Source organism: Vibrio sp. bablab_jr001 (assembly GCF_016464285.1).
In the GTDB taxonomy this organism is placed as follows: domain Bacteria; phylum Pseudomonadota; class Gammaproteobacteria; order Enterobacterales; family Vibrionaceae; genus Vibrio; species Vibrio fluvialis.
Window position 1 is genome coordinate 34,576 of the sequence record NZ_JACDWZ010000076.1, and the last position, 25,984, is coordinate 60,559.

Consider the following 25,984-nt stretch of genomic DNA (forward strand, 5'->3'; position numbering starts at 1 on the left):
ATAAGGGTGTGCGCTAAACTAATCATCAATAGGGCGCAGATTCTACGTGAATGGCGTCCCTATGACAAGCCATATTTGAAAAAAATTGGCGAAAAGCTAATCGCCAATCAAAAGTGCCGCAATCATGCCTTTAAGCCATGTATTAATCAATATTTTTTAGTGTATTATTCACTGATTATCGAAGAACAAAATGCCTTACACGCTCTAACTTCAGCCGGATTTACGATGGATTTTAAAGCTATCCAAACGCTTACTGCCAATGACATGGCAAAAGTGAATGAAACTATTCAAGCCCAACTCAACTCTGACGTTTCTCTCATCAACCAACTTGGCTTCTACATTGTCAGTGGTGGTGGTAAACGTCTACGCCCGCTACTGGCTGTGTTATCAGCAAAAGCATTGGGTTATCGAGGCGAAGGTCATACACTCGCAGCCGCATTTATCGAATTTACCCACACCGCCACGCTGCTGCACGACGATGTGGTCGATGAATCGGACATGCGCCGTGGTAAAGCCACCGCAAACGCTGCATTTGGCAATGCCGCCAGCGTGTTGGTCGGCGATTACATTTACACTCGCTCGTTTCAGATGATGGTTGAACTGGGATCCATGAAGATCCTGCAACTAATGAGTGAAGCCGTGAACGTCATTGCTGAAGGTGAAGTGCAGCAATTAATGAACTGCAACGATCCGGACACCACTGAAGCAAGCTACATGCAGGTCATCTACTCCAAAACCGCCCGTCTGTTCGAAGCAGCCACTCAAATTGGAGCCATCTTAGCCGATGCATCACCCGAGATTGAAACCGCGTTGCAAAACTACGGTAAATATTTGGGCACCGCATTCCAGCTGATTGATGATGTCATGGACTACACCTCCGATGGCAAAGAGATGGGTAAAAACGTCGGCGATGATCTCGCTGAAGGTAAACCAACTCTGCCGCTTCTGTACGCGATGCGCCACGGTAACCCTCAGCAAGCAGAGATGATTCGCGAAGCGATTGAGAAAGCGAACGGCATGGAACGCTTGGAAGAAATTTTAGCGGCGATGCAAGAAACGGGGTCGCTGGAATACACCATTGCCAAAGCTAACGAAGAAGCGGATAAAGCGATCACAGAGCTGGCGATTCTGCCCGAGAGTGAATACAAAGAGGCTCTGGTGGCACTGGCGCACATGGCCGTCAATCGCAGTAAATAATCTCCTGCACTTTGCTTTGAGCAAAAAAAGCCTCGCCATTGCGAGGCTTTTTATTAGCCATTCAAGCGACTTACAGCCATCCCTGCCATAGCATACCGCATGCCACCACCGCGACGGCCGTGAGAGAATAAGCACCCAAGCGCTCTTTTCCCATAAACGGGCTTCTGCCTTGCTCTTTCTTTGCTTTGACGTAAAACAGCATCCCCGGCAGATATAGCAGCGCTGACAGCATCAAGTAATTGAGCCCGGATGCGTACAACAGCCAAACACCATACAGACTTGCCCCGACACCAATCGCCAGCATGCGGCCTCTGTCCTTGCGCTCCAGCGCCAGTTTCAGGGTATAAGCGCCCACCAGAAAATACGGCACTAGGATCATTTCAGACGCCAATACCAGCAGCGTGTCGTAAGTGCTACCTGCAAACATCACTAGGATCAGTGAAATCTGAATACAGATGTTGGTCAGCGTCAGAGCTTGATATGGGCTGCCAGCCGCATTCTGCTTGGCGTAACGTGACGGAAACATCTTGTCCTTGGCGCCAAGATAAGGTGCTTCTGACGCCAATACCGTCCAGCTCAGGAACGCACCACACACTGAAATGAGCAGCCCCCCCGCAATGATGTACTGGCCCCACGGGCCGAGTATCTCTGTAAGTACTTTTGCCATTGACGGGTTCTGGTAGTGCGCCAGTTCAACCGGACGAATCACCCCCATTGAAAGCAACGTCACAAATACGTAAATGGACAGCGCGGTCAGCAGGCCAAGGATGGTTGCCCGACCGATATCTTTACGATGACGCGCACGGTTGGAAACGACGACCGCCCCTTCGACACCGATGAATACCCACACAGTGATCAACATGGTTGCTTTGATCTGCGCCCAGAGATCATGATCCGCGCCAAAATGGAGCCCCGAGAAATCGACCGTGAATGTCTGCCATTTAAACGCCAATGCGGCGCAGACGATAAACAGCAGCAATGGCACCATCTTCGCGCAGGTGGTAACGACATTTATCAGGGCAGCCGTTTTAACACCGCGCAGAACCAGTAGATGGACAGCCCACAGCAGCACTGATGCCCCGCCGACCGACAGCAAGGTATTTCCGCTGCCAAATAGGGTACGCTCCGGTGTATCAAACAACATGCCGAGCGTGCTGAAGACAATAACCAGATACGAGACATTCGCCACCATGGCGCTGAACCAGTAACCCCAGGCGGAGCAGAATCCGGTGAAATCGCCAAAACCTTCGCGTGCATAACCGAACACACCGCTGTTGATGTGTGGCTTGTGCATAGCCAGTTGCTGAAATGAGAGTGCAAGAAAGATCATGCCCACCCCGGTAATGGTCCAGCCGATCATGACAGCCAGAGGGCTTGCGACTGCGGCCATGTTTTGCGGCAGACTAAAGACACCAGCGCCAATCATTGAACCAATGACCAACGCGGTTAAAGAGCCTAAACCCAGTTTGTTATCCATGGTGATTTCCGATTCTGCATTCGAGAAGAGCGCTATTTTAATGACAAATTGAACAAGTCTGCAGACATGGCGTGATCCATGTCACCGAGAAAGTGTCATTAACGACACATTCATTGCCAATGATCAAAAAGTCTTACACTTCTGCACGCAAAATTCTCTTTAGTTGGTAAAAAACTCCAGATAATACAATTTAAACAGCATGTTTAAACAAAAATACGCAACAACATAAACTTAATGACTATTAATTCAGCAACTTAACGAGTGTGCTCTATTGCTAATCACCCAACCATAGACGTAAAAAAGCCGCTTATCCTGCGATAAGCGGCTCCCTTGAATCTTCGGATACGACGTGATTATTTCACGAAGTCGATACCGATCTGGATATCGCCATTCAGCGTGTCCAGCATACCTTCCAGTGCAGCTTGCTCGTATGCGCTCAGCTCACCGTAGCTCAGTACTTCTTCAACACCGTCTTTGCCCAGTTTCACTGGTTGTGCGAAGAATGGCGCGTGCTCGCCTGCACCTTCAACGTAAGCGTATTCAACCACGCTCTCGCCTTGCAGTGCTTTCACCAGAGACAGACCGAAACGGCATGCAGCCTGGCCCATAGACAGAGTTGCAGAGCCGCCACCCGCCTTAGCTTCAACCACTTCAGTACCTGCGTTTTGGATACGCTTAGTCAGCGCTTCTACTTCTTCTGCCGTGAACTCAACACCTTCAACCTGAGACAGCAGAGGCAGGATAGTCACACCTGAGTGACCACCGATAACCGGAACACGAACCTGACCTGGATCTTTGTCTTTCAGCTCAGCAACGAATGTCTCAGAACGGATCACGTCCAGAGTCGTCACGCCGAACAGTTTGCGCTTGTCGTATACGCCTGCTTTCTTCAGCACTTCTGCCGCGATTGGCACAGTCGTGTTAACAGGGTTAGTGATGATACCAATACATGCATTAGGACAAACTACCGCGATGCGCTCAGCCAGTGCTTTGACAATACCCGCATTGACATTGAAAAGATCCGCACGATCCATACCTGGTTTACGAGCCACACCTGCAGAGATCAGAACAACATCTGCGCCATCCAGTGCCGGAGTTGGATCTTCGCCTGCGTAACCTTTAATAGAAACAGGAGTTGGGATGTGGCTCAGGTCCGCTGCAACGCCCGGAGTTACCGGAGCAATATCGTACAGAGCAAGATCAGAACCTGCAGGAAGACGGTTTTTCAATAATAGAGCTAGGGCTTGACCGATGCCGCCAGCGGCACCAATAACAGCGACTTTCATCGTAGTTCTCCTTGAGAGTAATTCTCTTATTAATGTTTTGGTAGGGTATCTAGTATCCGACCCCAAGAAGCTATAGCAATCACAAGTTGATTACAATCAATTAACCTCAGCTTTGCGACTTTGCGCAACCACGCATTGGCGTGCTACAACTCCGCGGGCGATTATGGGTCTATTTTTCTTCGATGACAAAGGTTTAAAGTGCTATCTAAGCGAATAATTGTCACTTTTACAGTGACCCTTTAGACAGTTTTGAGCGATAATTTGGCACAGCTCCCCCACCTATGGGAAAATGTGCGACAGTTATTGAATCAGCGATAGTAAGAAGAACGATGCGCCATACAGACAAACAAGACAATCTAGTCCGAGCTTTTAAAGCTCTGCTTAAAGAGGAACGCTTTGGCTCTCAGGGCGATATTGTGGACGCACTGAAAAACGAAGGGTTTGATAATATTAACCAATCGAAAGTGTCACGCATGCTGACCAAATTCGGCGCAGTTCGTACCCGCAATGCGAAAATGGAGATGGTTTACTGTCTGCCCGCTGAGCTTGGTGTACCGACCGTTTCCAGCTCACTGCGTGAACTGGTACTTGATATCGACCACAACAGTGCTCTGGTCGTGATCCACACTGGCCCAGGCGCTGCTCAGCTGATTGCCCGTCTACTGGATTCACTGGGTAAATCTGAAGGCATTTTAGGTGTTGTCGCCGGCGATGACACTATCTTCATCACGCCGACCATGAGTATCACCACCAAGCAGCTGTTTAAGTCCGTATGTGAACTTTTTGAGTACGCCGGCTAATCTCACAATTGAGAAATTGTAGAGAAAACAGAATGATGGAGTCACGCAGTGCTCGTTGCGCGTGACTCCAATCACATCTTAACTAACTCTTCTTCCCTGCTGACAACCACTTCTAACCCTTTGATTCTTAGATAGTTAGCCCATCAGTTTCCCACTGAATTCTGGTTAGAAAACCAGCCTGTTTCGCTACATTTTTTTACAATCCTATAATTATCTTTCAATTTTTTGGTATTATTCAGCCACTTTTTCAACATATGGATTGAAAAAGCTTCCGTTTCTCGATGAAGAAACGTCCAAAGCAACTACACTTGTTTTGGGGCAAATAATGAAAAGAAGGAAGGGAAATTCATGGTTTTGAATAAAATTATTAAGGTCGGTGCGATTGCTGCTGCAGTATTGGGTGCAGGCGCGGTTAACGCTCAGGAATTCATCACAATTGGTACGGGTTCGGTAACTGGTGTTTACTACCCGACTGGTGGTGCAATTTGTAAGCTGGTTAACAAAGACCGTAAGGAACACAACATCCGCTGCTCTGTAGAATCCACTGGTGGTTCTATCTACAACGTCAACACTATCCGTTCTGGCGAACTGGACTTCGGTATCGTTCAGTCTGACTGGCAATATCACGGTTACAACGGTACCAGTGAATTTGCGCAGCAAGGCCCATACAAGAAACTGCGCGCAATGTTCTCTCTTCACACAGAACCTTTTAACATTATCGCTCGCTCAGATTCAGGCATTAACAACGTAAAAGATCTGGTTGGCAAGCGCGTTAACATCGGTAACCCGGGTTCTGGTGACCGCGCGACCATGCAGGTTGTGATGGATGCTTTTGGCTGGACTAACGACAGCTTCAAACTGGCATCGGAACTGAAAGGCTCTGAGCGTTCTCAAGCCCTGTGTGACAACAAGATCGACGCATTCATCTACATGGTTGGCCACCCGAACGGTTCAATCAAAGAAGCAACAACGTCTTGTGATGCCAAACTGGTACCAGCAACTGGTCCAGAAATCGATAAAATCGTGGCACAAAACCCTTACTACGCATACAGCACCGTCCCGGCTGGTATGTACCGTGGTACAGACACTGACGTGAAAAGTTTTGGTGTGGCAGCAACACTGGTGACCAGTTCAGACGTGCCAGATGAAGTAGCTTACAACGTAGCCAAAGCTGTGTTTGAAAACTTCGACACCTTTACTCGTCTTCACCCGGCTTTTGCTAACCTGAAAAAAGAAGACATGGTTAAAGCGGGTATCTCAATTCCGCTACACCCAGGTGCAGTGAAATACTACAAAGAAGTGGGTCTGCTTAAGTAATTAAGTCAGATATCGCTCCATTAAATAAGGAGGCCTGGTGCCTCCTTATTGATATTGGTTCTGGGTCTGATGCGAAATCGAACTTAGACACCATGCTCAACTTGGCTTTAACACCGTTTAAGAAAGCCACCTTTCTCTTTTAAGACCATCAAATAATAAGGATAACGTACATGACGCAGACAAATACTCCGTCGCAAGATGTGCAAGAGATGGTTGCACAGGCTGATACAGGCGCAAGGAATCCAGAGGGCATTCCGGGCCGCATTCTGTGGCTGGTGCCGTTATGCTGGTCGTTGTTCCAGTTGTGGTACGCTTCTCCGCTGCCGTTCATTTTCGATTTTGGCGTACTCAACGATACACAAGCTCGAGCTGTTCACCTCAGCTTTGCTATTTTCCTCGCTTTCACTGCCTATCCGGCAATGAAAAACTCGTCACGCAATCACATTCCGTTGGCAGACTGGATTTTAGCGCTGGCAGGGAGCTTTTCCGCCGCCTACATCTATATCTTCTATGAGCAGCTGGCAAGCCGCTCTGGCGCACCGACGACTCTCGATGTTGTGGTGTCGGTTATGGGGATGTTGCTGCTGCTGGAAGCTACCCGTCGGGCACTCGGTCCTCCGTTGATGGCGGTTGCAGCCGTATTCCTGCTGTACACTTTCGCGGGCCCGTATATGCCGGAAGTTATCGCTCACAAAGGTGCGAGCCTGAATAAAGCGATGTCTCATCTGTGGCTGACCACCGAAGGCGTATTCGGTGTCGCACTGGGAGTATCCACTTCTTTCGTGTTCTTGTTCGTGCTGTTTGGCGCCATGCTGGAGCGGGCGGGCGCCGGGGCTTACTTCATCAAAGTCGCATTCTCAATGCTCGGCCATATGCGTGGCGGCCCGGCGAAAGCCGCTGTAGTGGCATCGGGTCTGTCGGGTTTGGTCTCCGGTTCCTCCATCGCGAACGTAGTGACTACTGGTACCTTTACCATTCCGCTGATGAAACGTGTCGGCTTTCCGGGCACCAAAGCAGGTGCGGTAGAAGTCGCCGCCTCAACTAACGGTCAGCTTACGCCGCCTATCATGGGCGCCGCAGCATTCCTGATGGTTGAATATGTCGGAATTTCTTATGTGGAAGTGATTCGTGCGGCACTGCTGCCGGCATTGATCTCTTACATCGCTCTGATTTACATCGTGCACCTGGAAGCATGTAAGGCAGGAATGAAAGGCCTTCCGCGTCGTCACAACCCGACTCTGCTGCAAAGCTTATTGTCGTTTACTGGCACCATTCTCGGTCTGTGTGTCATCAGTGCCGTGGTTTACTACGGCGTTGGCTGGACCAAAGATGTGTTTGGCGCTGCCGCCACACCGATTGTCACGGTGGCATTGCTGCTGGTTTACGTGCTGTTGGTGCGCATTTCGTCCAAATACGCTTCTGAAGGCGGAATGGACATCGATGAAGACATTCAGGAAATTCCAGATACCGGCCCGACTGTTAAATCAGGGCTGCACTACCTGCTGCCGATCGTGGTTCTGGTCTGGTGCCTGACCGTTGAGCGTTTCTCACCGGGTCTGTCTGCATTCTGGGCCACGGTGTTCATGATCTTTATTCTGCTCACGCAGCGCCCGTTGATGGCTATCTTTAACCAGTCAGGTGATCTGGCTTCGCAAGCGAAGGAAGGGGTCACCGACCTGCTTGAAAGTCTGGTTTCAGGCGGGCGCAACATGATTGGTATCGGTGTTGCCACCGCGGCGGCGGGTACAGTTGTCGGTGTGGTCACCCTGACGGGGATTGGTCTGGTGATGACCGACTTCGTTGAGTTCATCTCCGGCGGCAGCGTGATCATGATGTTGATCTTTACTGCAGTCATCAGTCTGATCCTGGGAATGGGCCTGCCAACCACCGCCAACTACATCGTAGTATCGACTCTGATGGCTCCGGTTATCGTGACGTTGGGCGCGCAACATGGCTTGATCATTCCGCTCATCGCCGTGCATTTATTCGTGTTCTACTTCGGTATTCTCGCGGATGACACGCCACCGGTGGGCTTGGCCGCGTTTGCCGCAGCGGCGATCGCTAAGTCGGACCCGATCCGCACTGGTATTCAGGGCTTTGCCTACGATATTCGAACGGCCATTCTGCCGTTTATGTTCGTGTTCAATACTCAATTGCTCCTGATGGGTATCGACACTTGGTGGCATCTCGCGTTGACGGTCGGATCCTCCATCATAGCGATGCTGCTCTTTTCGGCAGCAACGCAAGCCTGGTGGTTTACCAAGACCAAATGGTGGGAAATTTTGGCGCTGCTGCTGCTGACGTTTACCTTCTTCCGCCCGGGTTTCTGGTGGGACATGATTTACCCGGCGCAAACCCTCTATCCGGGAACGGAATTGGAACACATCGTTGAGCAAACTCCGGTTGGCCAATCGATCGCAATGCTGGTCGCGGGCGAAACGCTGGATGGAGACTATGTGTCGAAAACCGTACTACTGCCGTTTGATGACCGAGCAACGACCGCGCAGGATCGTATCGCGTCTATGGGTCTGATGCTCAATCACGAGAAGAACCGTATGATGATCGACATGGTGGAATTCGGCAGTCCGGCTGAATCTGCTGGAATCGATTTTGGTTGGGAAATCCGTTCTATCGTAGTGGATAGCGATCGCCCGATGAAAGAGTGGGTGTTTGTGCCTGCGCTGCTGCTGACTCTGCTTTTAGGCTGGAACCAGAAACGACGGGCCGCCAAAGAAGCTATTCGTAGTTAATGTTTAACAAAATCCGCGCTTAATCAAAATGCCCTGCGTCAGCAGGGCATATACTTAAGCCAACGAACTGTTGCCGTCAGGCTCAACCTAAACAGAGATAACGAATAATGTATAAACACATCCTTGTTCCTGTTGATTTGAATGAAAAAGGCTTTTCCGACAAAGCCGTTCAGCTTGCTGTATGGCATGCGAAACATTCCAATGCGGAGCTACACCTGCTTAACGTGCTGCCAGGTATTCATATGTCTATGGTCGCGACATACTTTCCGAAAGATGCCGCCGCCAAGATGAAAGACGATGTGCGCGCGCAGCTTAAAGCGTTCGCGGAAAAGCACATAATGGAAGACGTAGTGTATAAACTGCACGTCGCCGAAGGTAAACCTTACACCACCATTCTCGACTACGCGGAAAAACTGGGGGCTGACCTGATCGTGATGCCAAGCCATAAACGCTCGCGAATCGACAAAGTGATGCTCGGTTCCGTCGCCAGTAAAGTGGTGGAACACTCCCCGATCAACGTTCTGGTGGTCAAGCCGCAAGGCTGAAACTAAGAATTAATAGATTAAGGCGCTCAATGCGCCTTTTTTATTAGTTTTTAACTATCAAACTAATCGTTCATTCCCATTTTCTTTTATGAGAATAGTTATCAATAATAACCCCATCAAAGAGAAACGAGATTGGACGATTACCATGAAAAAGACGCTGAGTTTTGCCGCTATCCACTTTAGCATTGCTTTTACCGTCGCGTACGCCCTAACCGGTGACATCATCATCGGTAGCCTGATCGCGATGCTCGAACCAATGGTGAACACGGTTGCCTTCTACTTCCACGAAAAAACGTGGAACCAATATGCACCGCTGCAACGTTACGCCTCGAATCCTCGCCTCAAAACTGCCAGTTTTGCTGTGATTCACTTTACCGTTGCGTTCAACGTCGCCTACCTTCTGACCGGTAGCTTCCTGGTAGGTGGTGTAATGGCACTGATTGAACCAAGCTTTAACACTTGTGCTTACTACTTCCATGAAAAAGTATGGCAAAGCAAACACGAGGGTTCTACGCCTTGGCAATGTGCCCACTGAGATAGAAACACAAAGCCCCGCTTAAACGGGGCTTTGTGTTATTCAGAATTCACACCGGGAAATGGGTGACACACAGATCGTGGCTGAGACCCAGTTTAAAAGCCTGACGCTGACCATCGAGTTCCACACTGACATCGTAAAGATCGCCGGGGTTCGGGTGCTCCGCATCGTAATATTTCGGTGCTTCGACCTGAAACAGAGCGCTGGCATGATCACTACGCACATCAATGGGTAAATGGTAGGTCATGCCATCAAAACGCACCGCCGCAGATACCAGACCAGGCGAATACGTGGTGAAAAACAGGTTCACCAACAGCTCACACCCTCCGCCATGGTGCCAGATTTGCTCCGTCGCCACATGCTCAAGGCGAAGATGACGAATGCATTGCAGATAAGGCGCACGCCAAATCCCGATGCGGGAATCGTAAGGTTCCACTTGGGTTTGTGCCAGTGAACACAACTCCCCAGAATCGTCCTCGTCATCAATTAGCCACTCTTCTTCCTGTTCAAGAAACAGAATCTCAAAGCGGTTGCGTCCCGGATTGAGCAGCGGACGGATATCTTTTTTGTATACCGACTGAGAACCATCACAATCAAACAGCGCCACGCCATTGAGGCGTACTTCGGCATGGTAATCGACCCCTTCAAGCACCAGATCAATCGCCGCAAAACCCAGCAGCACATCATCCACTTCGATATCGTGCATCAGGTGCCACTCTTGCGTGGCAATCGTCTCTTCAGACAACGCTTCCGGCAGCACTGCACTGAGTGGCGCAGGAAAGGTAATGTCGTCCTGAGGAATGGATAAATCGGTCAGCGGAGAAAGTTGCCAGAGTCCGGCGAGGGAAAGCTGCATAGTCAATGATCACGTCGTGCGGGTTTGCGCCATTTAAACACAGTTCATTTCGCGCTTACAAACCCCTGTTGCATAAAAAAATACCAGCCTGAGGGCTGGTATCGTACGATGCTTTACGAATTATTCTTCGTCGTCATCTTCGTCTTCGTCGGCATACAGTGCATCTTCACCTTCATAGTAAGTGCCCCAACCGTCGTAAATAACGTCGTATTTTTCCGCCAGATTCACCAGTTTCTCAACTTGTGCATCGATCGCTTCTGGATTCAGCACAGATTGCATCGTGGCATCGAAGCACAGCAGTTTGCTGCCGTCTTCATCTTCTGCTTCTTCGGCTTCCAGAACTTCAAAACCTAGTTTGAATGCTTCAACCGCAGCTTTTTCCAGCTTGTCGAAATCTTCAGCAAAGAAGTGGTGTTCGATCTCATACAAAGCTTCTGGATCACTGCCGTCCTCGAGCAACGCTTGAATGATGTCGCGAGTCTCTTCTTTTTGAATCTCAATAAAATCTTCAACGGACAGATATTCATCTTCGTGAGACATAAATGTGGCTCCAGAATGGTTAAGTTGGATCAAATTTCAGTGCGACGAAATATGGCACGGATCGTCACGAATTGCTACCCACAAAACGATCTCCGCGCGATCTTTCTGGTTGTAAGCGCCAAAAATAGTCGCAAATGCTGCGGCGCGCGATCGCCCCTTTGGCATCAACTTCGGGAGCGAACAAAAAAGCTGCGTTGAACGCAGCTTTTAAAAGAGTTACTCGGTGCCACCAACGGTCAGCGCGTCGAGTTTGAGTGTGGGTTGTCCAACCCCGACCGGCACGCTCTGCCCTGCTTTACCACACACACCAACGCCGCGGTCAATGCTCAGGTCGTTGCCCACCATCGAGACTTGCTGCATCGCTTCAATACCCGAACCGATCAATGTGGCGCCTTTAATTGGGCGAGTCACCTTACCGTTTTCAATCAGGTACGCTTCCGATGCAGAGAACACGAACTTGCCGGAGGTGATGTCCACCTGACCACCACCAAAGTTGGGTGCGTAGACGCCTTTTTTCACGGTTGAGATGATCTCTTCCGGCGTATGCTGACCCGGCAGCATGTAGGTGTTGGTCATACGAGGCATCGGCAGATGTGCGTATGATTCACGGCGACCGTTACCCGTTGGCGCCACTCCCATCAGGCGCGCGTTGAGCTTGTCTTGCATGTAGCCTTTCAGCACACCGTTTTCGATCAGCACGTTGTACTGGCCATTGACACCTTCATCGTCGACGTTGAGGGAACCACGCAGATCTTTCAGCGTACCGTCATCGACGATGGTGCATAGATCTGAAGTCACTTTCTTGCCCATTTTGCCCGAGAACACCGACGAGCCTTTGCGGTTAAAGTCGCCTTCCAGGCCATGACCAACCGCTTCGTGCAATAGCACGCCCGGCCAACCTGACCCCAGAACTACAGGCATAGTGCCCGCAGGAGCCGCAACAGCTTCTAAGTTCACTAATGCCTGGCGAATCGCTTCATCCGCGTAAGCAAACGCCATTTTCTGACCATTCTCTTCGGTCAGGAAGTAATCGTAGTTGAAGCGGCCACCGCCACCGGCACTGCCACGCTCACGGCGATCGCCTTTCTGTGCCAGCACACTGATTGACAGACGTACCAGCGGACGAATGTCGCCTGCGTACGTGCCATCGGTTGCCGCCACCAGCATCTGCTCATGGACGCCGCTCAGGCTGACGGAAACTTCCTGGATCAGCGGCTCTTTGGTCCGAATGTAAGCATCCAACTGCATCAACAGTTCGGTTTTCTTCTGCTTTTCCCAGCTTTGCAGCGGGTTGTCTGCCGCGTAGTAGCTTTGATTGTCAGAACGCTTAAACGCCTGCACACGGCCATTCTGGCCTTGCTGAGCGATACCGCGAGCCGCAATCGCGCTCTGCTTTAAGCCTTCCAACTGAATCTGATCAGAGTAAGCAAAACCGGTTTTCTCGCCTGTCACAGCACGCACACCCACACCGCAGTCGATGTTGAACGAGCCGTCTTTAATAATGCTGTCTTCCAGCACCAGTGACTCATGCCAGCTGGATTGAAAGTAAATATCCGCATAATCAATTTCACGAGTGGCGATGGTCGCCAGAGTGTCAGCGATATCTTGCTCTGTCAGCCCTGCGGGGGTTAATAGTGCTTCTTCAATTCGGGTAATACTCATAGCTAACTCTTTTTCTCTTTAAATTGATTATCAAAGCGCGTGTGCTCAATGATAGGCATGGTCAGGCGGACTTGATCCACCTGATGCAAATCGATGTCAGCAACCAACGTGGCCGCCTCCTGCCCAAGCGAAGCCACGACTTCACCCCACGGGTTAATCACCATTGAATGTCCCCAGGTCTCACGGCCACAAGGATGATGCCCCCCTTGGCCGACTGCGACGACCCAACATTGGGTTTCAATCGCTCGGGCGCGCAGCAGCACTTCCCAGTGCGCACGTCCGGTGACTGCGGTAAACGCCGCGGGCACCAGTAAAATTTGCGCACCCTGACGACGCAGTTGCGAATAAAGATGCGGGAAACGCACATCATAACAAATCGACAGTCCCAACTGACCAAACGGCGTCGAAACCACCGTCAATCCATCGCCCGGCGTAAAGGTTTCCGATTCGCGGTAACGTTGGTGACTGTCGGCGACATCCACATCAAACATGTGCAGCTTATCATAATGTGCTACCGCTTCGCCTTGTGGATTAAATAAAATCGATGTGGTAGTCACGCCACTGGCACGTGCGACAGGCATACTGCCCACCAGCAGCCAAACCTGATTCTTGCGCGCAATCTCGGCCAGTTCTCGTTGAATCGGGCCCTCGCCCATCGGTTCAGCGTGTTGGTGATAATCGCTGCGAGTGCCAAACACCACCGCATTTTCTGGCGTCACCAGCCAAGTCGCTCCCTGAGCCGCCAGCGCTTTGGCTTGCGCCGCGATGTAGGCCAGATTGTCTGCGACGACCGGGCCTGAGGTCATTTGAATGATGCCGACACGTTCCATGTGTTTATCCTTATTCAACCAGCTTTCTGAGTTTTTTCGGTAATTTGAATTCACCTCTGCTGCGCGACAGCTCTTTCACCGTCGGAGAGTCGAGCGGGCCTTTCACTTCATAGTTAACCTGAGTGAAAATCTCGACTACGGGTGAAATCACCGTGGTCACCGCCAGCACATACAGCGCTGTGGCCGGAGTGACCGCAAAAGCGGTGAGTACCGGAATGCCGGAAGTAATATCCGGCACGAAATTCACTTCAGCGTCTACCATGCGCGTATTGAGATCGGCCAGACCTTTGATGGTCATTTCACCGGCCACCGCATCCATTTTGATGTTATTGGTGACAAACACGCCCTGCGACAACTCACCGCTGCCCGTAATCGAGTTAAACGCCATCCCTTTATCAAACACGTCGCTAAAGTCGAGTTGCATCTTGCGGATGATCGAATCAAGGCTGAACAGACCAAGCAGACGCGCGGCACCGCTGACGTTGGAGATCACCCCTTTACCCAGTTTAGTCTCGAGATTACCCTGCAGCGTATTGATTTTCATCGACCACGGCGCGCCATCCCATTGGGTACGGCTCGACATCTCAAACGGCGCTTTCTGAATCCCGGAGCTGATACCAAACCGCTCCATCAGGTCACTGTTGTTGTCACCTTTCATATCCAGATTCATTTCGGTTCGACTGGTGGTATCGGTGAGTGTCCAACTGCCGTTGATGTGTACCTGGTTGGTTCCGCTGGCGGCGTCGATGCGTTTCCACATCAAAGTATTGCCATGACGCTCGAAATCCATGTTGAGCTTGCCGACTTTATAACCCTGTAGCCAGAAATCGTCGATCACCAGAGTCAGGTTCGGCATCAACGCATGGAACTGGCGATCAAAGTCTGAAATCAGTGGGGTATTTTGTTTATTGACATCCACCAGCCGCGCTTTACCATCGCTGTTGTCCAACTGCGGCAGATAGACGTGCAAACGCTTCAGCGAAACCGACAGGTCATAAGGTTCAATATAGTTAGCCTGACCATTCACTTCCTGGCTATCAATGTTCATCAACCAGCCAAGATCTTTTTCCCGCGCAGTGAAATTGACGTCATGCCACTCAATTCCGGCCAGAGTCAGCTCTTTCACCTTCAAATCAACCCGTTGCGGCAACGGAATCTCCGGCGTATTAAGGGAATCCAGTGCTGCGGGCTTAGTGGATTTCGTCTGAGGTTCGTCACTCGCCACGGAGATCCAGTCATCCAGATTGAATTTATCCGTACGCACCTGCGCGTGATGGCCGACAACCGGACTGATTTTGAAACTGCCCTGGCCCAACACTAAATTGGTAGCGGTCAGTACCGGTGTCTTTTTGGTAATGTCGATCTCTGCCTGATATTTGGCATTGGGCAGTTGCAGCCGCGCGGAAATCGCTTCCTGATTACCCGAAGCCTGCAAACGTGCACTGCCCGGTGTATTGATGGCTTTACTCAGCGGGTACGGATAACGGCTGGCCACGCGCTTGAGGTTCGCTTGCGCATCAATCTGATAGGTGAAACCCACATCATTGAGCTGGATATCCACCCCCATCTGCCAAGGAGCGTCACCCTGCAACCTGCTTAGCCAGCGACTGCCGACATAAGGTGTTAACGGCTTAATGTCCCAGTCACCCACCAAGTCGATATTCACCGCATAGCCTTGTTGGGCACTCTCGCCTTTGAAATCAAACGAGATGGGCTGTTTCAGCAGTTTGGCCGACAGCCCGGCGGCTGTCACCACATCATTGTCAAACTTGATTCGGCCCGAGACCGCTTCGAGCGTCATGGGCGGTGAATCGATTTCAACGTGATTGCGTTTGAGATCCGCCCAGCCCCAGGCGCGCGGCTCTTTGTCCGTGGTAAACGGAATGTTGAGCTGAAACTCGGAGTTGACCTCACCGCTGACCTGAATCGCGGTCAGTGCGGCGCCCACCGAGTCCACCAGCGGAGTCGCGGTCATGTAATCGCGTACCGCATTGCCCTGAGCAACCGCGGTCGCTTCAATTTCAATATGCCCATCTGGTGCCAGTTCAGGAATGCGGCCGGTAATGCGCTTGGCCTTCACATCCATCAGAGTGGCTGAATGCGAGTCGAGGTACATGGCGTCATTTTCAAACAACAGGTCAAGCTGCATGTCGGTGATCGCCGGCCAGGCGGTATCAAAACTGAATTTGCCGTCTTGCAGTCCGACCCAGGCCTGAAAAATACCGTTGTGGTGTCGATAAGGGAAATCTCCCAACTCTCCGTACCACACCAGCTTGGCGGTTTTGACTTTACCGCCCTGAATCGCAGTAGAGAGGTAGTCGGTCAGGTCATGACCAAGCGCCAGTGTCGGCAGATAGCGCCAGGTTTCGCCTGCGTTGTAAGCATCCGCTTCAGCATAAAACGACAGGAACGGGCTCTTCTCTTTGGGGAAATCGAGACGAAACGCACCAAGCACCTGCAGATCCGGCGTTGCCGCCGTCACTTTATCGGCCCACAACGACCAGCCGGCGTCATCACTTTGCCACACCAAGTCCACTTGTCCCTGACGAATATTGAGTGGCGCCTGGAACACTTCACCATACGGCAACTCATCATCAACCAGTGAGGCTTTGATCACCGCTTTGGTCGGCGTGCCGGAAATTTGTGCTTGCAGATGATGCACTTCTGGCAACAGTTCCCACTGCGCCATCGCGCCATCCGTCAGCGTGGCCGAGTAACGCAGCGGCGCCTCATCAGCTCCTTGCGCGATCCGTAAGTCTTCCACCAGGCCGCTGGGTTTCAGTTGCTCCAACAGTTGATTTGTCTGTTTGGATTCTGGCACCAGTTTGATTAATGGCAGCAGGGCTTTGATGTCGAGTTGCGACACATTCAGGCGCCATTGCTGGGGTTGCCAGTCAAGCGCAGCGTCCACTTCCGGCCAAGGCGTATCGTCCGTGCGCAGTTGAAGTGAGTGCGCATTTACCTGCCAGCCTTTTTCTGTCGGCGACAGTTGCACAATGCCTGATTCCAGCAGCAGTTCATGACGCTCATTTTCCTGCCACACCAACTCCGACGGTTTGAGTTCCACATACCCGTCGACAGGCTGGCTGTTTTTCAGCGTCATCCAGGCATTAAAGCTGACTACGCCACGCTCGATGCCCGTTTCATCTTTCAAATAGCGACTCAACCAAGGGCGTACCCGTAACTTGTCAGCACTAACGTAGAAATCACCGGAGATATCGCCGAGCGAACCGTGATCTTCGAAGTTAGCACTCACTTGCAATGAGTTAATTTCAGTATCAGCAATACTGATTTCACCATCCGCAAAGTGGCGTTTACCTTTGTTCTTCCAGTGCAGCTTATCGATGTCCAGTTGGCGCATATCGCCCGCCAGAGTCTGGTAAAGCACGGTGGAATCTTGCACGGTGAAATCGTCGAGCTGACGCAAAAACAGGTCATCGAGACGCTGCAGAATTTTGCTCTGCGCATTCGATTCGCTTGAGTCACTGGCCGAATCATCCGCTTGATTGAGGCGCGTCCAGTCAATGGAACGAATATCCAGTTTGAGCTGATGAATAATCAGATTCGCGATAACTGGTTCACGTTGCAGGACGGTTTGTACCAAGTCGAATTCGACGTCAATCCGCCCGGTGTTGAACTGAATTTTGCTGCCATCCGGCAGATTGGCCTGCACACCTTGCAGAGCCAGAGAGGGGTGCGTGTTTCGCCAGAAACCACACACATCCGTGATCACAAATTGTATATGGCTCTGCTCACTGACCCAGTCCTGAATTTCGCCTTTAAAGCGGTTCATTTCCGGTAACAGCACGCGCAGAGCCGTGATGGCGATGGCCAACAAAACTAGCAGGCTGACCAGCAGCCACAATACAATTCGCCCAAGGCGAGTTAAGGTTGAGATCACCCGTAGTCCTATTACATCATCACGACATCAAATTGCTCTTGCACATACAAAGGTTCGGCCTGAATACGTACTTCCTTACCGATGAACACTTCCAGTTCCGCCAGTGAATGTGATTCATCACCTTGCAGGGTCTCAGCGACCGCAGGTGAGGCATACACCACAAACTTGTCGGCGTCGTAGGCGCGGTTCACACGAGTAATTTCACGCAGAATTTCAAAGCACACCGTTTCCACCGTTTTCACCGTACCGCGGCCTTCACAAGTTGGACAGGTAGAACACAGCACATGTTCAATACTTTCGCGCGTACGTTTACGGGTCATTTCCACCAAGCCGAGTTGAGTGAAACCGTTGATGTTAGTTTTCACACGATCTTTGCTCAGTGCCGCGTCGAGTGAAGTTAGTACTCGCTTACGATGCTCTTCTGAAATCATATCGATGAAGTCGATAATGATGATGCCACCCAGATTGCGCAGACGCAGTTGGCGCGCAATCGCCTGAGTCGCTTCGATGTTGGTGTTGAAGATAGTCTCTTCCAGATTACGACGACCCACAAAGGCACCGGTATTGATATCGATGGTGGTCATGGCTTCCGTCTGATCGATGATCAGGTAGCCGCCCGATTTGAGTTCCACTTTGCGCTCCAGAGAACGCTGAATCTCATTTTCGGTGTCGTACATATCGAAAATAGGTTTATCGCCTTCGTACAGCTCCAGCTTGTCGGTCAGTTCCGGCACAAACTCGGACGTGAACTCCAGCAGGTTTTCATATTCCAGACGGGAGTCGACCAGAATTTTGGTCAGGTCGGTGCCAACGAAATCACGCAGAATACGCTGAGCAAGGCCCAGCTCCCCATACAGAGTTGAACGGTTTTTGTATTTCTCGCGACGCTCCATCACTTTGCACCACAAGCGCTTGAGGAACGCGGCATCTTGCGCCAGCTCTTTCTCTTTCGCCGCTTCAGCTGCGGTGCGGATGATGAAGCCACCGTGCTCATCACAGTAGTGGGCAACGACTTCTTTGAGACGTTCACGCTCGGCTTCGCTTTCAATCCGCTGCGATACGCCGACATGGCTGGCACCCGGCATATAAACCAGATAACGCGAAGGTAAGGTGATATCGGTGGTCAGACGCGCGCCTTTGGTGCCGAGCGGATCTTTGACCACTTGCACCACGATATCCTGTCCCTGGCGAACCAGCTCAGAAATGTCGCGCACCTGAAATTGTTGTTTCTCGGTTTCAGCCACACACTCGGTGTGCGGTACGATGTCAGAGGCATGGAGAAAAGCCGCTTTGTCGAGCCCGATGTCGACAAACGCCGCTTGCATACCCGGCAGGACACGGCTGACTTTACCTTTATAGATATTGCCGACAATGCCCCGTTTTGCTTCACGTTCGATATGGATTTCTTGAAGGACACCGCCTTCAATCATCGCCACGCGAGTTTCACTCGGCGTGACGTTTAAGAGCAACTCTGCACTCATGAGCGCACCTCAATAGTTTTAAATTATAAGAATTCGTGCAAGAGCTGGTCAGTTTCGTAGAGGGGTAGCCCGACGACGGCGTAATAGCTACCTTCTATTCTTGTTACAAATCGTCCACCCAATCCCTGAATGCCATAACTGCCAGCTTTATCGCGAGGTTCACCGCTTTGCCAATATTGTTCGATTTCTTCTGCTGACAAAACTTTAAACCATACATCTGTGGTCACTACCACAGAACGAACCTGCTGTTGTGTAGCGACCGTTACCGCCGTCATCACCTGATGACGGTTACCTGATAAGTGTTGCAACATCCGTTGTGCGTCCGCAAAGTCATGCGGTTTTTCCAGCACCAGTCCATCCTGAACGACAATGGTGTCAGAACCCAGTACCACAACGTCTTCTGTCGCCAGTTGCAAACCAGCCAGCGCTTTATCACGTGATAAACGTTCTACGTACTGCGCTGCGTTTTCGTCACTTTGCTGGGATTCCTCAACATTGGGAACCAGAATCTCAAACTGATACCCCAGTTGAGACAGCAATTCCCGGCGTCGCGGCGAACCCGATGCCAGGATCAGTTTTCTGTTAATCATTGTTGGCCACTATTTCACATGCCAGTGACGCCGCACTCGGCGCAGCAATAAAAACAACCACGGCCAAAGTATACAGCTAATTAAACCACTCCAGAGTGACAAAGGGTTGAATGTCACATCCTGAATCAAATATTCGCCGAAGAAAATCAGCACTTCCAGCGCCATCGACAGCAGGCCAATCACGATCGACTGTTGCCACAGAGCCATGTTACGCAGCACCAGGAAGTTCATCGCGACGATGTAGACCACAATCGACATCATCATGCCGCGAATACCGAGCGTGGAACCGAGCAGCAAATCCCACAGCAAGCCCATGACCAGCGCCGTTCCGACGTTGACACGATGTGGCAAAGCACAGACCCAGTAACAGGTCACCAGCAGCAGCCAGGACGGTCTGAGCAAGTCCAGCGAACCCGGCCATGGAATGGTCTGCAAGACTAATGCAAAGAAGAATGAGGCCCAGATAACCAAACGGCCTGCCCAATCATTATTGGCCATTGCTTACGTCCTCAGTCATTGATTGATTTTCCGCACTCATCGCTTTTTGTTGACGATCTTCGTTCGGCCAAATCAGCAGCAGGTAGCGCAGACGATCAAAATCCACCACAGGCTTGGCTTTGATCGAGGCAAACTCACGGCGGGTGTCTTTATCCACTTCCGACACGTAAGCAACCGGATACCCTTCCGGGTAAACGCCACCCAGACCGGAAGTCACCAGTAGGTCACCCACTTCGATATCTGTGCTGGTTGCAATGTGCTCAAGCTGAATCTCATCCGTCTGGCCGTTGCCTGAGGCAATAACACGAATGTCGTTACGAATATTCTGCACCGGAATGGCGTTGTTTGGGTCAATCAGCAGCAGCACGCGGCTGTTGTGCGCTGCCACGAACGTGACTTGACCAACAATACCTTTTTCGTTGATCACCGGCTGACCTTCATAAACACCATCAACCCGGCCTTTATCGATCACTACCTGATGACGATACGGCGAGGTGTCCACCGCCATCACTTCCGTGACCACTTTCTTTTCATCACGGACAAACGAGGAACCGAGCAACTTGCGCAGGCGTTGGTTTTCTTCGCGATACTGATCCAACAGGATCAAATCGCTTTTCAGCGTCAGCACATCCCGTTTGAGGGCACGGTTCGATTCCATCAGTTGCTGACGGGAATTGAAATTTTCGTAGAAACCATCAAACATGCCGCGCGGCAGGTCGGCAGCATACTGAATTGGAGCGACTAAGCTATTGAGTAAAAAACGCACATGTGAGAATGCGCCTAAACGACTATCAGCCAGCATAAGGCTGGCTGACAAAACAACCGCGAAAAACAGGCGCAGTTGAAGGGATGGTCCACGACCAAATATTGGCTTCATCTTATAACAATCCTAGAGTGTATTCGGGCGCCCTTGCGAGCGCCTGACAAGCCATTACTCGTCGCTAAAGAGATCACCACCATGCATATCGATCATTTCAAGAGCTTTACCGCCGCCACGAGCCACACAGGTCAGTGGATCTTCAGCGATAACGACAGGAATACCCGTTTCTTCAGTCAGCAGGCGATCCAGATCTTTCAGCAGCGCACCGCCGCCAGTCAGCACCATACCGTTTTCTGAAATATCAGAAGCCAGCTCTGGCGGACACTGTTCCAGCGCAACCATCACGGCAGATACGATACCAGTCAGTGGCTCTTGCAGCGCTTCCAGAATTTCGTTCGAATTCAGCGTAAAGCTACGTGGCACACCTTCTGCTAAGTTACGACCACGGACTTCGATTTCCTGAACTTCATCGCCTGGGTACGCTGAACCGATTTCGTGTTTGATCTTTTCTGCAGTTGCTTCACCGATCAAGCTACCGTAGTTACGGCGCACGTAGTTAATGATCGCTTCATCAAAACGGTCACCACCGATACGAACAGATGACGAGTAAACCACGCCGTTCAGCGAGATAACCGCCACTTCGGTTGTACCGCCACCGATATCGACCACCATTGAACCCGTCGGTTCAGAAACACGCAGACCAGCACCGATCGCGGCCGCCATTGGCTCATCGATCAGGTAAACTTCACGAGCACCTGCACCCAGTGCCGATTCACGAATCGCACGACGCTCAACCTGAGTCGAACCACAAGGAACACAAACCAGTACGCGCGGGCTTGGTTTCAGAATGCTGTTGTCGTGCACGCTGCGAATGAAGTGTTGCAGCATTTTTTCAGTCACGTAGAAGTCAGCGATAACGCCGTCTTTCATCGGACGAATGGCAGAAATATTGCCCGGCGTACGACCTAACATTTGTTTTGCAGCGTGACCAACGGCTGCGACGGTTTTTCCGCCGCGACCTTTGTCTTGGCGAATGGCGACTACTGAAGGCTCATCAAGAACAATGCCCTGTCCTTTGACGTAAATAAGTGTGTTGGCTGTACCTAAATCGATAGATAGGTCGTTTGAAAACATGCCACGAAGTTTTTTGAACATATTCTTCGCTCGTCCTGCAAGATATGAAGATGAAAATTGCACTAAATGTACCAATGCCTTGCCATCACAGCAAGGCATTGACGTATAAACATGGACTGAAACACGCAATTTCTAACAGATTCCTAACTTGGGTTAGAAAAAATCGCGAATCACTGTCCGGTCAGGCGGGTCTCACCGCGAAAAATCACTTTGTCGTTGCCACGATGAATACCAAAGGTCACGACCGCCGACGGATCCTCATCCCCTTTGTCGCGCCAGTTGTACTGCAACCAAGGTTGAGAGGTATATTGCGTACCGCAGTTAACACCACTCTCTGAAAGCTGGGGCGACGAGCGAGCGTCATCATCCAGTCGTAGCCAGAAGCGCACCTGTTCGCGTACATCGGCCGTTTCATCGGAAGAAGCCGGTGTGGCAAACACCACTGAACTCTTGCCCGAAGCCACTTTCGCCCAGCTGGAAGGCGTATCGGAGCCGGTGAGTTTGGAACTCGAGCCACTGCCGGAGGTTGGCCAGACGGTTTGCTTACAGACGTATTCGTTAGGTGTGGCGAAATAGGATCCGGAATCATCTGCGTTGATCGCAAAGCGGCTGCCCTGCCAATATTCCACTCGCAAAGGTACATTAATCGTACTCACCGACGTACCGCCCACGTCCCCGAGCACCATCCGCCCGTAGCGAATATCAGGCTGAGTGGTAAAGCGCTTACCGGTATCCAGTAGCGTCGTGGAAGCCTTCAGTTCCAAGTCCGGAGACACAAAATCGACACCATCCACTTTATCCGATACGCGTAGGCCAAATCCGCTTTGATATGGCCCATCGACACTGGTGGTATAAGGCGACGCCGATTGCTGCTGTTTTAAGAAGGTAAAATCATTGGTGACCGACAGCGTTGCTCCAGACCAAGCGCCGTCACCAGCACCATCCCACAGTTGCAGGTCATACTCGTTGATACGGTCACTCAGTTCCTCGCCATCACTATCTACGGCCAGCAGCTTCACATCAGCAATTAAGGCTTGTGAAAATGCACTGTAGTTGATCGTGGCGTCACTCTGCATATTTTGCGCTTCAACGGTGAAACGATACGGAATCGTCTGATTCATATACACAAAACCATTGTAGTCATCAGCATAGTCCCAGCTATTTTCGGTGATGCTTAACCACGCTGGATAAAAGCGGCCGATATCGCGATAGCCCTGATTGACCGTCATACCAAGGTAAGAGCCTGAGATGTCCGCGTTAACGCGCAGCACACCGACTTCGCTCCAACTCAACCCCGAAAACGGCAAGTAGGTACTATTGATACCCGTTGTGTTGAGTTGCTCAAGCGTGCCATATAACGTGCCATCATTGCCATCGGCAGGCTGCGCAACCTGATGGCTGAGCACGGCTAAGGCGGCTAACTGACTATTATCTGAAAAGAAGTTTTGCGTGACCGCAGAGCTGCAATAGGCCGACGTTTCAATCGCGCTGCCACCCGCTTGCGGCGAGCTGTCGTCACCGGAACCGCTGGCCCAACGCAGCGGGCGAATATTCAGGGCAAACAGATTGCCCGCCGAAGTAAAGGCAAGGCTGTCAGGATTGGTGATGTCACCGTCCATAGTACTGCCATTTGGGGAGCAAATGGCTAACGTCCACGGGCGCGAGTAGACGGTAAAACTGCCTTGCAACGTTCCGGAGCCTTCCACCGGGCAGTCGGTCAATCCAGAGCAATCAAAACTGCTGTCGGTCATGGTGACGGTTTTGATCCCGGAATCTTCCATCGTCAGTTCACTGCTGGCAGCCCCCTGAGTAAACGCTGGCGCAAAAGTCAGGTCACCCGCTCCAGATGTGGGCGCAACCCAAACAGAACTGACCGTTGGCGTTCCACCATAGTTGATATCCACCACACCGCCATTGTCATCACACGCCAGTGCTTTCACCTCTACCGTTTGCGGTTTATTCGCGATCACGTACTGATCCGAGGCAGAGAGTTTATATGGCACAAAATGATAGGTTCCCGATACAGAAGCGCTGTCGCCTTGCGGGTTCAGGACGCCAGTAATTGTCACCGTCTGACTGGAACTGGCGGTTAAATCCAGCCAGAGTTCACCGTTCGCGTTGGGGGTGTAGCTCCCGTTGCTGCCTGAGCCCTTGTCAGGAACCACGGCAAGATTGGCGTTAGTCGGACTGACCGAAATCGTTCCGGTAAAATCGCCGATCGCCTGATTGTTGCTATCCACCACCTGAAATTCGAGACGCTGCGCAGCGCAGATAAGTGAGTAAGCTTCGGCAGGTTGAAGGATCAGCGCGTAATCATTGTCCACGGCCCCCCCATCCCAACAATCTGAGGCATCGTCGTATTGTCTGATCGTTAAACCAGCATCAACTCTCAAATAGTTGGTTGTGATCGCCCCCTCCATACTTATTGGATTGGGAATATCCACTCGCTTGGCAACAATGAAGGCTCGTAACTCATTTTGAGCACGCAAAAGAAACGTCGCGCGCGGACCATAAATGATCGGTAGCACCCAAGTAGAAGCATCTTCTATATAGTTGAACATCAAGGGATTAGATGGTGAAAAATTATCCGTTATAAAGAGTTGAACAGCGCCTTCAAACGTAAAAGTAGCGCTTCCCGAACCACTTATAGTTTTAAAATAGACGTTAGCCCCATAAGGGAAAAGCACATTGCTATTAGCAGTGTAACTTAGTGATTCGATTTTACGCCCAGAGGATAGTCGTAAAACAAGTGGTTTCGGCGCCCATGCGTTGAGCGATAGGCTTTTTAGATCTTTCTTGAGGGTTATGTAGATACTACCGTTTTGCTCGTCGTAGCTGCAAATTGAAGAAGTACTACCACACATCGTTTGATAACTATTGCTGTCAGTTGTTCCGTTATTTATTTCAATACTGTCAGTCGCACTAAAATTAACGGTAAGCGGCTCTGGCGCCGTCGCTTTGCGTAAATTAATCAACCCATCATTATTACCTGGATAACATCCCATTACGCCGTTGCAAACTTTGGAATCCGGGTTTTCATAAGAAATGTACTCGTTTCCAACGCGATCAAAACCAATTCGCAACGTATCCCAAGATTTTCCTCCTTCCCAATTTTGACTATAACGATAAATATTGCGTGAATCAGCCAAGTAGTTAGAGGACCATCCTTTTATCTCCGTAGATGCATTCTGTACATCCAAAGTACTCTCAGGAAAATCCGAATACTCCGAATTTCCTTCAGTGATCCAACTTTGAACAGGCTGAGAAAAATAGTCACATTGGCCAATGCTAGGGATATCAGTTGGAGGATTTGAAGACGCCTCACATTCCATTTCATTCACATCACTGCTGATCACATCAATGTTAACCGAATTAAGGTTACTCAGATCCGCAAACTGCGGTGTACCAATCAGTTCCCACTGACCAAACCTCAGCAAATAATAACTGAGGTAACCCGTCTTGTTCTGGATGTTATTCTGCTCGTACTTCAGCCATATTTGATAACTTCCCCCTAATTCGGTTTCGCTATCCCGAATGATTGGAGAGCTGACTGACGTATCATTGCTCCACAACGGAATGGTCACTTTGGTGTTGTTGCCAACGCCTTTGATCGCGTTAACGGTTTCGTTTAACCGAGCATTATCAATAGAGAAGGTAACGCCGAAGTTACCATCAGAGCGCAGCGTGCTACAGGCACCCGAAGTGAAAGCAAAGCTCAACGAGGACCATAACAAAGCCCCGAGCAGAACCATGACACGCAGATAT

Annotated in this window: 18 protein-coding genes and 1 pseudogene; 6 read left to right on the forward strand and 13 right to left on the reverse strand. The window is 50.8% G+C overall.

The annotated features are described in order from the left end of the window. Nucleotides 1-225 precede the first annotated feature (225 nt). Nucleotides 226-1,197 carry an octaprenyl diphosphate synthase gene (gene ispB, locus JIG40_RS12285; RefSeq protein ID WP_158151516.1) on the forward strand — a complete coding sequence of 324 codons (972 nt, stop codon included), beginning with the start codon at nt 226-228 and terminating at the stop codon, nt 1,195-1,197. Between the two features lie 70 nt (nt 1,198-1,267). On the opposite strand, the gene JIG40_RS12290 is transcribed toward ispB, so the two are convergent. After that, a complete protein-coding gene (locus tag JIG40_RS12290) occupies nt 1,268-2,674 on the reverse strand; it encodes a basic amino acid/polyamine antiporter (protein ID WP_020332677.1) in 1,407 nt (468 codons plus the stop codon). 353 nt (nt 2,675-3,027) lie between these two features. Continuing rightward, nucleotides 3,028-3,960 carry a malate dehydrogenase gene (gene mdh, locus JIG40_RS12295; protein ID WP_020332676.1) on the reverse strand — a complete coding sequence of 311 codons (933 nt, stop codon included), beginning with the start codon at nt 3,958-3,960 and terminating at the stop codon, nt 3,028-3,030. 329 nt (nt 3,961-4,289) lie between these two features. On the opposite strand from mdh, the gene argR reads away from it, so the two are divergent. From argR to JIG40_RS12320, 5 genes are all read left to right on the forward strand, one after another. Continuing rightward, nucleotides 4,290-4,760 (forward strand): transcriptional regulator ArgR, encoded by a 471-nt coding sequence (argR, locus tag JIG40_RS12300; protein WP_020332675.1) that lies wholly within the window; start codon nt 4,290-4,292, stop codon nt 4,758-4,760. Between the two features lie 348 nt (nt 4,761-5,108). Next, nucleotides 5,109-6,077 (forward strand): TAXI family TRAP transporter solute-binding subunit, encoded by a 969-nt coding sequence (locus JIG40_RS12305; protein ID WP_047460013.1) that lies wholly within the window; start codon nt 5,109-5,111, stop codon nt 6,075-6,077. 170 nt (nt 6,078-6,247) lie between these two features. Further along, nucleotides 6,248-8,827 (forward strand): TRAP transporter permease, encoded by a 2,580-nt coding sequence (locus JIG40_RS12310; RefSeq protein ID WP_171933311.1) that lies wholly within the window; start codon nt 6,248-6,250, stop codon nt 8,825-8,827. Nucleotides 8,828-8,934: 107 nt separating this feature from the next. Beyond that, a complete protein-coding gene (locus JIG40_RS12315; RefSeq protein ID WP_020332671.1) occupies nt 8,935-9,372 on the forward strand; it encodes a universal stress protein in 438 nt (145 codons plus the stop codon). 145 nt (nt 9,373-9,517) lie between these two features. Beyond that, nucleotides 9,518-9,907, forward strand: a complete 390-nt coding sequence (locus JIG40_RS12320; protein ID WP_199465392.1) for a DUF2061 domain-containing protein — start codon at nt 9,518-9,520, stop codon at nt 9,905-9,907. A gap of 49 nt (nt 9,908-9,956) precedes the next feature. Here the strand turns inward: JIG40_RS12320 and JIG40_RS12325 are convergent, their stop codons facing one another. The 11 genes and pseudogenes from JIG40_RS12325 to JIG40_RS12375 all read right to left on the reverse strand — a co-directional run bounded on the left by JIG40_RS12325 (nt 9,957) and on the right by JIG40_RS12375 (nt 24,543). Next, nucleotides 9,957-10,763 carry a hypothetical protein gene (locus tag JIG40_RS12325; RefSeq protein ID WP_020332669.1) on the reverse strand — a complete coding sequence of 269 codons (807 nt, stop codon included), beginning with the start codon at nt 10,761-10,763 and terminating at the stop codon, nt 9,957-9,959. A 120-nt stretch (nt 10,764-10,883) separates the two neighbouring features. Continuing rightward, nucleotides 10,884-11,303 (reverse strand): ribonuclease E inhibitor RraB, encoded by a 420-nt coding sequence (gene rraB, locus JIG40_RS12330; protein WP_020433210.1) that lies wholly within the window; start codon nt 11,301-11,303, stop codon nt 10,884-10,886. A gap of 216 nt (nt 11,304-11,519) precedes the next feature. Beyond that, nucleotides 11,520-12,965 (reverse strand): metalloprotease TldD, encoded by a 1,446-nt coding sequence (gene tldD / locus JIG40_RS12335; protein ID WP_020332239.1) that lies wholly within the window; start codon nt 12,963-12,965, stop codon nt 11,520-11,522. 2 nt (nt 12,966-12,967) lie between these two features. Further along, complete coding sequence (locus tag JIG40_RS12340) at nt 12,968-13,795, reverse strand: carbon-nitrogen hydrolase family protein (RefSeq protein ID WP_199465393.1); 828 nt, start codon at nt 13,793-13,795, stop codon at nt 12,968-12,970. Nucleotides 13,796-13,805: 10 nt separating this feature from the next. Further along, entirely contained in the window at nt 13,806-17,696 is a 3,891-nt protein-coding gene (locus JIG40_RS12345) for a YhdP family protein (protein WP_199465394.1), read from the reverse strand. 11 nt (nt 17,697-17,707) lie between these two features. Then, nucleotides 17,708-19,177 carry a ribonuclease G gene (gene rng, locus JIG40_RS12350; protein ID WP_020332236.1) on the reverse strand — a complete coding sequence of 490 codons (1,470 nt, stop codon included), beginning with the start codon at nt 19,175-19,177 and terminating at the stop codon, nt 17,708-17,710. A gap of 23 nt (nt 19,178-19,200) precedes the next feature. Continuing rightward, a pseudogene (locus tag JIG40_RS12355) lies at nt 19,201-19,777 on the reverse strand (Maf family protein). Next, a complete protein-coding gene (gene mreD / locus JIG40_RS12360) occupies nt 19,777-20,265 on the reverse strand; it encodes a rod shape-determining protein MreD (RefSeq protein WP_020332234.1) in 489 nt (162 codons plus the stop codon). The pseudogene JIG40_RS12355 and the gene mreD overlap by 1 nt, the downstream one beginning before the upstream one ends. Beyond that, nucleotides 20,255-21,142 carry a rod shape-determining protein MreC gene (gene mreC / locus JIG40_RS12365; protein WP_199465395.1) on the reverse strand — a complete coding sequence of 296 codons (888 nt, stop codon included), beginning with the start codon at nt 21,140-21,142 and terminating at the stop codon, nt 20,255-20,257. Before mreC ends, mreD begins: the two co-directional genes overlap by 11 nt. 54 nt (nt 21,143-21,196) lie before the next feature. Next, nucleotides 21,197-22,240, reverse strand: a complete 1,044-nt coding sequence (locus JIG40_RS12370) for a rod shape-determining protein (RefSeq protein ID WP_020332232.1) — start codon at nt 22,238-22,240, stop codon at nt 21,197-21,199. Between the two features lie 149 nt (nt 22,241-22,389). After that, nucleotides 22,390-24,543 (reverse strand): DUF6701 domain-containing protein, encoded by a 2,154-nt coding sequence (locus JIG40_RS12375; RefSeq protein WP_348541339.1) that lies wholly within the window; start codon nt 24,541-24,543, stop codon nt 22,390-22,392. Nucleotides 24,544-25,984 lie beyond the last annotated feature (1,441 nt).

Bases quoted from the DNA above. Each gene is read 5' to 3' on its own strand.
- ispB (WP_158151516.1), top strand. From the start codon at position 226: ATGGATTTTAAAGCTATCCAAACGCTTACTGCCAATGACATGGCAAAA.
- JIG40_RS12305 (WP_047460013.1), top strand. From the start codon at position 5,109: ATGGTTTTGAATAAAATTATTAAGGTCGGTGCGATTGCTGCTGCAGTA.
- JIG40_RS12310 (WP_171933311.1), top strand. From the start codon at position 6,248: ATGACGCAGACAAATACTCCGTCGCAAGATGTGCAAGAGATGGTTGCA.
- JIG40_RS12340 (WP_199465393.1), bottom strand. From the start codon at position 13,795: ATGGAACGTGTCGGCATCATTCAAATGACCTCAGGCCCGGTCGTCGCA.
- JIG40_RS12315 (WP_020332671.1), top strand. From the start codon at position 8,935: ATGTATAAACACATCCTTGTTCCTGTTGATTTGAATGAAAAAGGCTTT.
- JIG40_RS12290 (WP_020332677.1), bottom strand. From the start codon at position 2,674: ATGGATAACAAACTGGGTTTAGGCTCTTTAACCGCGTTGGTCATTGGT.
- rng (WP_020332236.1), bottom strand. From the start codon at position 19,177: ATGAGTGCAGAGTTGCTCTTAAACGTCACGCCGAGTGAAACTCGCGTG.
- tldD (WP_020332239.1), bottom strand. From the start codon at position 12,965: ATGAGTATTACCCGAATTGAAGAAGCACTATTAACCCCCGCAGGGCTG.
- rraB (WP_020433210.1), bottom strand. From the start codon at position 11,303: ATGTCTCACGAAGATGAATATCTGTCCGTTGAAGATTTTATTGAGATT.
- JIG40_RS12320 (WP_199465392.1), top strand. From the start codon at position 9,518: ATGAAAAAGACGCTGAGTTTTGCCGCTATCCACTTTAGCATTGCTTTT.
- mreC (WP_199465395.1), bottom strand. From the start codon at position 21,142: ATGAAGCCAATATTTGGTCGTGGACCATCCCTTCAACTGCGCCTGTTT.
- argR (WP_020332675.1), top strand. From the start codon at position 4,290: ATGCGCCATACAGACAAACAAGACAATCTAGTCCGAGCTTTTAAAGCT.
- mdh (WP_020332676.1), bottom strand. From the start codon at position 3,960: ATGAAAGTCGCTGTTATTGGTGCCGCTGGCGGCATCGGTCAAGCCCTA.
- mreD (WP_020332234.1), bottom strand. From the start codon at position 20,265: ATGGCCAATAATGATTGGGCAGGCCGTTTGGTTATCTGGGCCTCATTC.
- JIG40_RS12325 (WP_020332669.1), bottom strand. From the start codon at position 10,763: ATGCAGCTTTCCCTCGCCGGACTCTGGCAACTTTCTCCGCTGACCGAT.
- JIG40_RS12370 (WP_020332232.1), bottom strand. From the start codon at position 22,240: ATGTTCAAAAAACTTCGTGGCATGTTTTCAAACGACCTATCTATCGAT.